The sequence below is a fragment of the uncultured Kiloniella sp. genome (genome assembly GCF_937128705.1).
In the GTDB taxonomy this organism is placed as follows: domain Bacteria; phylum Pseudomonadota; class Alphaproteobacteria; order Kiloniellales; family Kiloniellaceae; genus Kiloniella.
In genome coordinates this window covers 1-9,634 of record NZ_CAKZMP010000401.1, presented here as the reverse complement: position 1 = coordinate 9,634, position 9,634 = coordinate 1, and the positions used below count along the sequence as shown (strand labels likewise).

The 9,634-nt window shown below is 46.2% G+C and carries 7 protein-coding genes, 1 rRNA gene and 1 pseudogene; 1 reads left to right on the top strand and 8 read right to left on the bottom strand.

Features of this window, described 5'->3' with window-relative positions; all coding sequences use genetic code 11:
- The 8 genes from Q0241_RS20910 to Q0241_RS20875 form a co-directional block, all read right to left on the bottom strand.
- Window positions 1-333 (bottom strand): 16S ribosomal RNA (locus tag Q0241_RS20910); the annotation flags it as partial.
- Window positions 334-805: 472 nt separating this feature from the next.
- Window positions 806-1,237, bottom strand: a complete 432-nt coding sequence (locus Q0241_RS20905; RefSeq protein ID WP_299381022.1) for a DUF1489 domain-containing protein — start codon at window positions 1,235-1,237, stop codon at window positions 806-808.
- Between the two features lie 130 nt (window positions 1,238-1,367).
- Window positions 1,368-2,288 carry an ion channel gene (locus Q0241_RS20900; protein WP_299381021.1) on the bottom strand — a complete coding sequence of 307 codons (921 nt, stop codon included), beginning with the start codon at window positions 2,286-2,288 and terminating at the stop codon, window positions 1,368-1,370.
- A gap of 43 nt (window positions 2,289-2,331) precedes the next feature.
- Complete coding sequence (locus tag Q0241_RS20895; protein WP_299381020.1) at window positions 2,332-2,934, bottom strand: 2-hydroxychromene-2-carboxylate isomerase; 603 nt, start codon at window positions 2,932-2,934, stop codon at window positions 2,332-2,334.
- A complete protein-coding gene (locus Q0241_RS20890; protein ID WP_299381019.1) occupies window positions 2,931-4,082 on the bottom strand; it encodes an acyl-CoA dehydrogenase in 1,152 nt (383 codons plus the stop codon). Before Q0241_RS20890 ends, Q0241_RS20895 begins: the two co-directional genes overlap by 4 nt.
- A gap of 11 nt (window positions 4,083-4,093) precedes the next feature.
- A complete protein-coding gene (locus Q0241_RS20885) occupies window positions 4,094-4,774 on the bottom strand; it encodes an SDR family oxidoreductase (RefSeq protein WP_299381018.1) in 681 nt (226 codons plus the stop codon).
- A gap of 258 nt (window positions 4,775-5,032) precedes the next feature.
- Window positions 5,033-6,424, bottom strand: coding sequence for a magnesium transporter (mgtE, locus tag Q0241_RS20880; RefSeq protein ID WP_299381017.1), 1,392 nt, complete (start codon window positions 6,422-6,424; stop codon window positions 5,033-5,035).
- Window positions 6,425-6,562: 138 nt separating this feature from the next.
- Window positions 6,563-8,860 carry an NADP-dependent malic enzyme gene (locus Q0241_RS20875; RefSeq protein ID WP_299381016.1) on the bottom strand — a complete coding sequence of 766 codons (2,298 nt, stop codon included), beginning with the start codon at window positions 8,858-8,860 and terminating at the stop codon, window positions 6,563-6,565.
- A gap of 101 nt (window positions 8,861-8,961) precedes the next feature.
- Between Q0241_RS20875 and Q0241_RS20870 the strand changes: the two are divergent.
- Window positions 8,962-9,634: pseudogene (locus tag Q0241_RS20870) on the top strand (DNA mismatch repair protein MutS); the annotation flags it as partial.

Genomic DNA, 9,634 nt, shown 5'->3' with positions numbered 1-9,634 from the left:
GCTGCCTCCCGTAGGAGTCTGGGCCGTGTCTCAGTCCCAGTGTGGCTGATCATCCTCTCAGACCAGCTATAGATCGTAGGCTTGGTAGGCCATTACCCCACCAACTACCTAATCTAACGCGGGCTCATCATAGAGCAATAAATCTTTCCCCCGTAGGGCGTATGCGGTATTAGCAGTCGTTTCCAACTGTTATCCCCCACTCCATGGTAGATTCCCACGCGTTACTCACCCGTGCGCCACTGTCCAGTTCCCGAAAGAACCTTCTCGTTCGACTTGCATGTGTTAAGCCTGCCGCCAGCGTTCGTTCTGAGCCAGGATCAAACTCTCAAGTTGACCTGACTTCTGTCTTAAAACAGAACTCAAATTCTATTACTGACTAGGTTTTGTGTAACTTATTTCGAATAAGATACATGAAACTAGCTAGCTCGTTGTCATAAACAACAAACCGCCGTCCACGCATCCCTTCCAATTCATATCAACAATGTCAAACAACAATTTACAAAACAGAACCAAGTAAACCCGGCCCCGAATGCATGACGATAGAGAGCTATAAGCCCTTTTTTCATCATATATTTTCTTAAAATATGTAACCTTAGCTCAATATGTGATGTAAAACCACATTGCCAAGGCTGGCTATTATAAGTCGATTAAAAATAAGAGCAAGTACTGTTTGAACTTTTTTCTAACCGTCCAGCGCGTCTTTCAGTGTGTCACCGTTGTCTGCGCCGGTGAAGCTGGGTTATAAGGAGGTAGTCGGGTCTTGTCTATAGAAAAAAACAAAATAATGATTTTTTTTTGACGCCACTTACAAAAGTCCCAGTTTCTCTAGTTCTTCGACCATTTGTTCTGGCATTTTTTCTGATTCGCCATCACCAAACGATTCGTAATCAGACACATCAACGGGCGAATCTTCGGCCCTTAAATACCGCCATCCTTGAAAAGGGCGATGTTTACGACTTTTCACCCGAATCAGTTTCTGATCCAGGATAAAGCGTGCCATTGATTTTCCCTCGCTATCCTCAACCCGAACAATATCCTTTACTAACTGTCGTGCCCTCACCTGGCCTTTGATCACCCAATAGATCGATCCACCACTAATGATTTCGTCACGCCTTTTAGGAAACATTCTTGTTTGATGAAAAATTTCCCCATATTGCGCCAAACGAAGGGCTTGAAATTCTTCGAGAGTTTCAGGGCTCTCGGTACCGACGGATAATTTAATCAAATGCAAGGGCATAGATAGCAACTCAATAAACTAATTACGGATCAACAAACTATTCACAGGGAAGGCCACTATACCGAAAGATCTAAACACAAAAAAGATCACAACGAAGGCATATTAGAGCCTCACCACTCACATGTTTTGATTATTTTTGCTCTCTCTTTATAGGAGTACGTCTTGAATAGGACATAATTTCAGAAAATCCAAATAACAAGAGCATCACACTGACAACAATTTGAATAGAGACAACGGCTTTAATGCCGTCCGTTATGGGAATTATATCGCCATAGCCAACGGTACTGAGTGTAATGATCGAAAAGTACAAACTCTCAATAAAGGATATTGCACGAACATCGCCCTGAATGGAGAAGTGCGTTACGGCGCTGTAATGATCAATGATGCGATAGAGAAAGCCAAAGATCATAACATTCATGGAATAGAATGTCAGAAAAGCAAACGCAGGCATCACAAGCGTCTCTACGCGAAGGAAGAATTCCTCGAACAAAAGACCTGCTTCTAAAAGAAATGTCGCAACGTCTTTACTTACAAGGCTGACGACAAGAGTAATCCCCCCCATAGATACGAGGAAAAGAATATCCCCCATAAGAACAGGAATTGAATTTTCAGGAATAAAAAACGTTGCAATACCAATAAAGCTAACGGGAACCAGCCATTTAACAGATTTTATCGTCAAGCCTTTGGCATTTTTTCGGTGCTCCACAACAACGGACTTAATTAATTTCCTATTACTCCAGGTACCGACAAAAAAGCCCAAAATCGGCATAAAATATCCGACGCCCAATAGTTCACCACTCACAAAGCTAAAGTTTGTGGTGACAAAGAAACTAAATAAACAGGTATAGAGCGCTATAAAGTTTGCAACAGATATAGAAAAGAAACGGCTGCCGGGAAAAACACTGTAAAGATATACAACGTTAAATACGACTGCAAAAAAATAGACAATGAGCTGTACAAAGTTCACCGAACCGATTGCCAAAGCCACGAGAAGAAAAATAAACGCTGTAAAGCCTGCTGCTTTCCAGCTTCCGCTTTTAACAGTCGGCATTGCCTACTCCCCTCGTTTCGTACCTCATCAACAAATCACCAAATCACCACCCTTTTTGCGTGATCCACTCGTCCAGCATAGGCATTCGATCATACCCCCAGAAGGGTTCGCTGTTAAAAATGAAATAAGGACTGCCAAAAACCCCTGCATCTTGCGCGTTATCTACAGCAGAGCGCACCTCGTCCTTAATGCTTTGATCCTTTAATCCGGCCAAGATGTCATCTTCTTTGAAGCCAAGAGCAACAACAACGTCGACAACTACCGCGCTATCTGAAATATCAAGCCCCATTTGATATCCGGCTTTAAAGAGGTTTTTTGCAAAAGAGTTCGCAACTCTGCGATCCTGTCTTTCCAACCAATAAAAAGCGCGGCACGCAGCAAGAGACATAAAAGGCATCTTTGGCGGCATTATGAAGGGTACTTTGTTTATGCGCGACGTGCGTTCCAGATCATGTTGGGCATAGTCTTGTTTTAATGGCATGGAAAGAAGTGGCTGGGCACCAGTTTTCTTGAAAATAGCCCCAAGCAAGACAGGATGCCAGTGAATAGTTAAATTGTGTCGCTCTGCAAGTTTATCGACATCCATTGCCGCGAAGTATGCATAAGGGCTGGAAAAATCAAAATAAAAATCCAGCACCCCACTCATGCATCATCTTCCTGTAAAATCTGACGACTGATAACAAGACGCTGTATATCAGATGTACCTTCGTATATTTGACATACCCTAACATCACGATAGATCCGTTCGACCTCATAATCACGAAGATATCCATAGCCACCATGGATCTGTATAGCATCTGAGCACACACGCTCTGCCATTTCAGATGCAAAGAGTTTGGCCATAGATGCCTCTTTCAAGCAAGGCTCGCCATTGTCACGCAGCCTTGCGGCCTCTAACAACATTAATTCTGCAGCTTGTAAAGACGTCGCCATATCGGCCAGACGAAAAGCCACAGCCTGATGCTTGGCGATTTCCTTACCAAAGGCCTTACGCTCTTTAGCGTAGCTTTTTGCCCTTTGGTAAGCACTGCGTGCCATGCCGATAGATTGTGACGCAATGCCAAGGCGCCCGCCTTCCAAGTTGGAAAGGGCTATCTTGTACCCCTCACCTTCGGCACCCAGCAAATTGTCTTTGGAAACCTTACAATCGTCAAAAACCAAATGTGCCGTGTCAGAAGCATGTTGACCAAGCTTGTCTTCGATATTCGCGCAGGAAAACCCGGGCGTTTTGGTCGGTACAATAAAGGCAGAAATGCCCTTTTTGCCCGCATCAGGATCAGTCACAGCAAAAACAACTGCGATGTCAGCATTTTTACCCGTAGATATGAACTGCTTCGATCCATTGAGGATATAGTGATCGCCCTCTTTTTTCGCCTTCATTTCCAAAGCGGAAGCATCAGAACCTGCACTTGGTTCAGTTAAGCAGAAACAGCCTAACAACTCACCAGATGCCAAAGGTTTAAGATAGGTTTCTTTTTGATCATCACTGCCGTAATTCAAAATCGGCGAACACACCAAGGAATTTTGAACTGACATTATCGTCGAACAGGAACCATCCCCGGCCGCAATTTCAATCAGTGCCAAGACATAGGAAATATGATCTGTACCAGCACCACCATATTCCGGCGGCACCAACATCCCCATAAACCCCAGTTCGCCAAGTGCATTAACTGCATCCCGAGGAAACGTTGCTTCTTTATCCCACGCTGCGGCAAAGGGGGCGAGCTGCTCACGCGCAAATGATTGAGCTGTCTCGCGGATTAAAGTTTGCTCTTCGCTAAAGCGTGATGACATAGAAGTACCTCTTACCAGGGAATTATAGTTCCATCATAATTAAAGAATTGTCCGGTTTGCTCGTGCGTAACCTTACCAATCAGCTTACGTAACCCTGATACCGACTTTGCAATCGTCAGGGGTGCTTGTTCGCCGCCCATATCCGTCTGGACATGACCAGGGTGAACACAGATAACCGTGACCCCCTGTTCTTTAAGATCAACAGACAGGCTTTTTGTTACCACATTCAATGCGGCTTTCGATGATCTATAAACATAAGCTCCGCCGCTTTCATTTTCGGCAACAGACCCCATTTTACTGGAAACATTAACAATCAGCTTTCGATCACTTCCGCTAACATGTTCAATAAAATTTTCAACCACACGCAAGGGAGCCATCGTGTTAACAGCAAAGGTATGCGCCCAGTCTTCGTAATCGATTTCTCCAAACCCAAGGCGAGGACCAAAATAACCAGCATTGTTTATTAGGACATCAATCTTCTCATCAAGCATGCCACGTGCAACACTTGCCACACGCAAATCATCTGTGACATCCAGCTTATGGATACTGATATCGCCTTCGATACCTTGCAGGCCCTTGGCTTTGTCTGGCTGACGACAGCAAGCATGAACCTTCCACCCGTCAACGGCAAATGATTGCGCAAAAGCAAGTCCGATACCCTTATTGGCACCTGTGATTAAGACACTTGGCACGTGGCCACCCCATAGTCTGTTATCCCGATGGACATGTTTTGTCCTTCGCGCACCTTACCCCTTTCCAATTTCCAGTCAACACGCAGAGGGCTAATCAAACTTGCGTAGTTAACACTGATTTTGGAATTATCTATCATAAGGGGATATAAGCTTTCAGGTAACTATTTAAGATTAATCAAGTTAACTATTTGTATTTAAACAAAACAAATAGTTATTTTAATACAAGACAGCTAAAACCAATGCACGATACGATAGCCGTTATAGCAAGAATATTGCCGCAAGTCCCAAAAAGGCAAAAAAGCCAATAACATCTGTCACAGTCGTTAAAAAGACGCTCGACGCCACAGCCGGATCAATTTCAAATTTTTCCAGCCCAAGAGGAATGAGCGTTCCGCACAAACCAGCCACGACCATGTTGATAATCATTGCCGCGCCGATAACCAAGGCCAATGCAGCTTGATCAAACCAAAGCCAAGTCACAACCCCAGTTAAAATAGCGAAAAGAAACCCGTTGATAACCCCAATGATAAGCTCTTTACCTATAAAGCGGGAAGCATTGGCTTCGGAAAGATCTTTCATCGCCAGTGACCGTACAGCCACCGTCAAGGTCTGAGTACCTGCGTTACCCCCCATTGACGCGACAATCGGCATCAAAACAGCTAGGGCAACAACCTTTTCAATCGTTGCATCAAAAAGGCTGATAACAAGTGACGCCAGAACAGCAGTTAAAAGGTTAACCCCAAGCCAAGTAAAACGAGCTTTCGTTGTATCCGCCACATCTTCATAAAGATCGGGTTCGCTCACGCCCCCCATCTTCATGAGGTCATCGCCAGCTTCTTCATCGATAACATCAACAACGTCATCAACCGTAATAACTCCAACCAAGCGTCCACTTGCCTCAATCACAGGAGCCGAAATCAAGCCATATTGCCGGAACATGTGCGCGACATCTTCCTGATCAAGCTCTAGCGGAATGATACGCATATCATCGTCCATTACCTCGTCCAGGCGCACATGACGACGCGACCTCATCACCCGACTTGCCGGTATAAAACCAACGGGATGATGACGGGGATCTACGACAAAAATATCATAAAAATCATCGGGCAGATTATCACTGACACGCATGTAGTCGATTGTCTCGCCAATAGTCCATACCGATGGGACGGCAACGATTTCCCGTTGCATCAAACGCCCGGCTGAATCTTCCGGATAACTGAGACTTTCTTCTATGACACGGCGATAAGCTTGCGGTAACGCCGCAAGGATATGCATCCGGTGATCTTCATCCAGATCCTGAACCAACTCTACAGCATCATCACTATCTAGTTCCTGAACCAGTTTAGCGATGCCCTGCGGCCCCAGCCATTCTACGATTTCTTCACGGATTGTTTCATCAAGGTAAGGAAGAATTTCAGGATCAAATCCAGCCCCGATCACCTCCATCAGGCGATAACGTTCGTCTCGCCCCAGAATTTCAAGCAGATCAGCAGTATCAGCTTCGTGAAGGCCCTCAACCAGATCTTCAACATCGGAATCCCTGCTTTCTTCAAGAGCATCCTCAACAGCATGAATAAGATCAGAGGAGAGGCCAAAATTTTCGTCTTCTGTGAGATTTTGAAGATCGCTACTGTTTTTTGTATCTTCCATCATCCCATCCTCTGCCGCTTATATCTGTGATGCAGTTTTTTGCACTTACTTTTCTGATTTTTAAATACAGGAGGAACATTACCATTTTATGCAATGTCCCTCCTTAGTACCTAATCAGGCGCAATTATTATCAGGCGTTTATTTTTTAATCCGCCTTTCTCTGTTCTGTGCATCAACTACAGCAATAGCGGTCATGTTCACAACCCCTCTTCCTGTTACAGAAGGCGTTAAAATATGCGCAGGCTGAGCCGCACCGACCAGGATCGGCCCGACAGGTAAACCGTCCTCGACAGTCTTCATCAGGTTAAAGGCAATATTAGCCGCATCAAGATTCGGGAAAATCAACAGGTTTGCAGGCCCTGTTAGATTTGAATTCGGGAAAACCCGACTGCGTAGTTCCGTATCCAGAGCCGCATCTGCATGCATTTCACCATCAACTTCAAGCTCTGGGTCCATCTCTTCAATTAAAGAGAGAGCTTTGCGCACACGACAGGCAGATTCACTATCCGAGCTACCAAAATTAGAGTGAGAGAGCAACGCAACCCTTGGCTTAAGCCCAAAGCGGCTCACATGTTTTGCGGCAAGAATAGTCGTTTCAGCCAGCTGTTGAGACGTTGGCTCCTGCGTAACGTATGTATCCGCCATGAAGTAAGTGCCGCTTGGCATCAGCATCAAGTTAAGGGACGAGAAGTCGGAGACACCATCCTGAAGTCCGAGAACCCCGCGAACGTGCTTAAGATGGCGATGATAGCCACCAGTCACACCACAAATCATGGCATCCGCATCGCCCCGATAAACGGCGAGGGCTGCAATAACGGTATTACGTGTCCGTACGATCACTTTGGCCGTTTCGGGCGAAATCCCCTTACGTTCCATCAAACTGTGATATGTCGTCCAGTAGTCGTTATATCGCGGGTCATCTTGGGGGTTAATGATTTCAAAGTCTTTTCCGACTTTGAGCTTAATCCCCACCTTATCCATGCGCATCTGCACAACATCGGGACGGCCAACGACGATCGGCACCGCCATTTTCTCATCAATCGCCACCTGCACAGCCCGCAATACCCGCTCGTCCTCGCCTTCGGCATAGATAACCCGTTTGGGATCTTTTTTCGCACGTTCGAAGAGAGGCTTCATCACCAAGCCGGAACGATAGACAAAGCGTTTCAGCTTTTCACAATAGGCGTCAAAATCTTCAATCGGACGGCTGGCCACCCCTGTTTCCATAGCAGCCTTGGCAACAGCCGGGGCAATAATCGAAATCAGACGCGGGTCAAAGGGGCTGGGAATAATATATTCCGGGCCGAAATTCTTGGCTTCGCCACCCATGGCCTTGATAACAATTTCGTCCTGCTCTTCCATCGCAAGATCAGCAATCGCCTTAACACAGGCGACCTTCATTTCTTCGTTGATCGCGGTTGCCCCAACATCCAGCGCACCGCGGAAGATGTAAGGGAAACACAAAACGTTATTAACTTGGTTTGGATAGTCAGAACGTCCGGTCGCCATAATGGCATCATCGCGGATCGCCTTAACTTCTTCGGGCATGATTTCAGGTGTCGGATTTGCCAAAGCCATAATAATCGGATCTTTGGCCATACGCTTTACGTAATCAGGCTTTAGTACACCCGGCGCAGAGAGGCCTAGAAAAATATCTGCCCCCTCAATAACATCCGACAGAGTACGCGCATCCGTTTTCTGAGCAAAAACAGACTTCCAGCGATCCATAAGTTTCTCACGACCATCGTAGACGACGCCTTCAATATCTGTAACCCAGATATTTTTGCGATCAATGCCCAAGGAAACCAAAAGGTTTAGACAGGCTAGCGCAGCAGCACCGGCACCAGAAGCCACGACTTTGACGTCTTTTTTCTTCTTTTTCACAAGGCGCAGCGCATTGTAAATTGCTGCGGCCACGATAATCGCAGTACCATGCTGATCATCATGAAAAACCGGGATGTCCATAAGCTCGCGAAGGCGCTGTTCAATAATAAAGCATTCTGGCGCTTTAATATCTTCAAGGTTTATACCGCCAAAACTTGGCCCCATGAGACGGACACAATTGACAATTTCATCAACATCTTCTGTATCCAGCTCCAGATCAAAACAGTCCAGATCAGCAAAGCGTTTAAAAAGAACCGCTTTCCCTTCCATGACAGGCTTAGATCCCAGCGCACCCAAATTTCCAAGCCCTAGAACCGCCGTGCCATTTGAAATAACGGCGACCCGGTTCCCTTTGGTTGTGTAATCATAAACACTGTCAGGGTTTTCAGCGATTGCCAAACAGGGAGCCGCGACGCCCGGCGAATATGCTAGAGATAAATCTTGCTGTGTTGCGACGGCTTTCGTTGCAACAATTTCAAGCTTCCCAGGCTTACCTTGCGCATGGTAGCGCAGCGCTTCGTCATATTGGCTGGAATCCCGTTTGTCACTCATCTGTCTGCTTCCTCGGCAATTAATTTTATGCGATCTACCTTCCGCTGCAAATTAATTGACAAAGCTGTTGGCAAAACCGGCTTGTATGATAGTTTTCCTTCATGCCTACAGTAGTCAAATCAAAGTCGCAACCGAATAAGTCAGTTACCCCCATGATGGAGCAGTACCTTTCCATCAAGGCGGCGCATACGGACAGTCTCCTTTTCTATCGGATGGGAGATTTTTACGAGTTGTTTTTCGAAGATGCCGTCAAAGCCGCTAAAGCTTTGGATATTGCTCTCACGAAACGCGGAAAACACGATGGGGATGACATTCCCATGTGCGGTGTGCCGGTACATTCGGCAGATGGATATTTGCAACGGCTCATTCGCAAAGGCTTTCGGGTCGCCGTTGCCGAACAGATGGAAAGTCCAGCTGAGGCCAAAAAACGCGGCTCCAAATCCGTTGTCGCCCGCGATGTGGTCCGTTTGGTCACACCGGGCACAATTACCGAAGACAGCTTACTGGATGCCCGTTCACACAATTTTCTGGTTGCAATTGCCCGTTCGGGGAAAAATTACGCGCTGTCTTGGCTCGATATGTCGACCGGCGAATTTCATGTGTGCAGCTGCGCATTCGATGAAATTTCAACGCAATTATCCCGGTTAAGTCCCGGTGAAATACTCATCCCCGACAAATGGTTTGATGAGGCCAACTTGCAACCCACTTTGAATGAGTGGAATAGTCAATTAACGCCTCTACCCACTGTCCGTTTTGACAGTAAGGGCGGCGAAC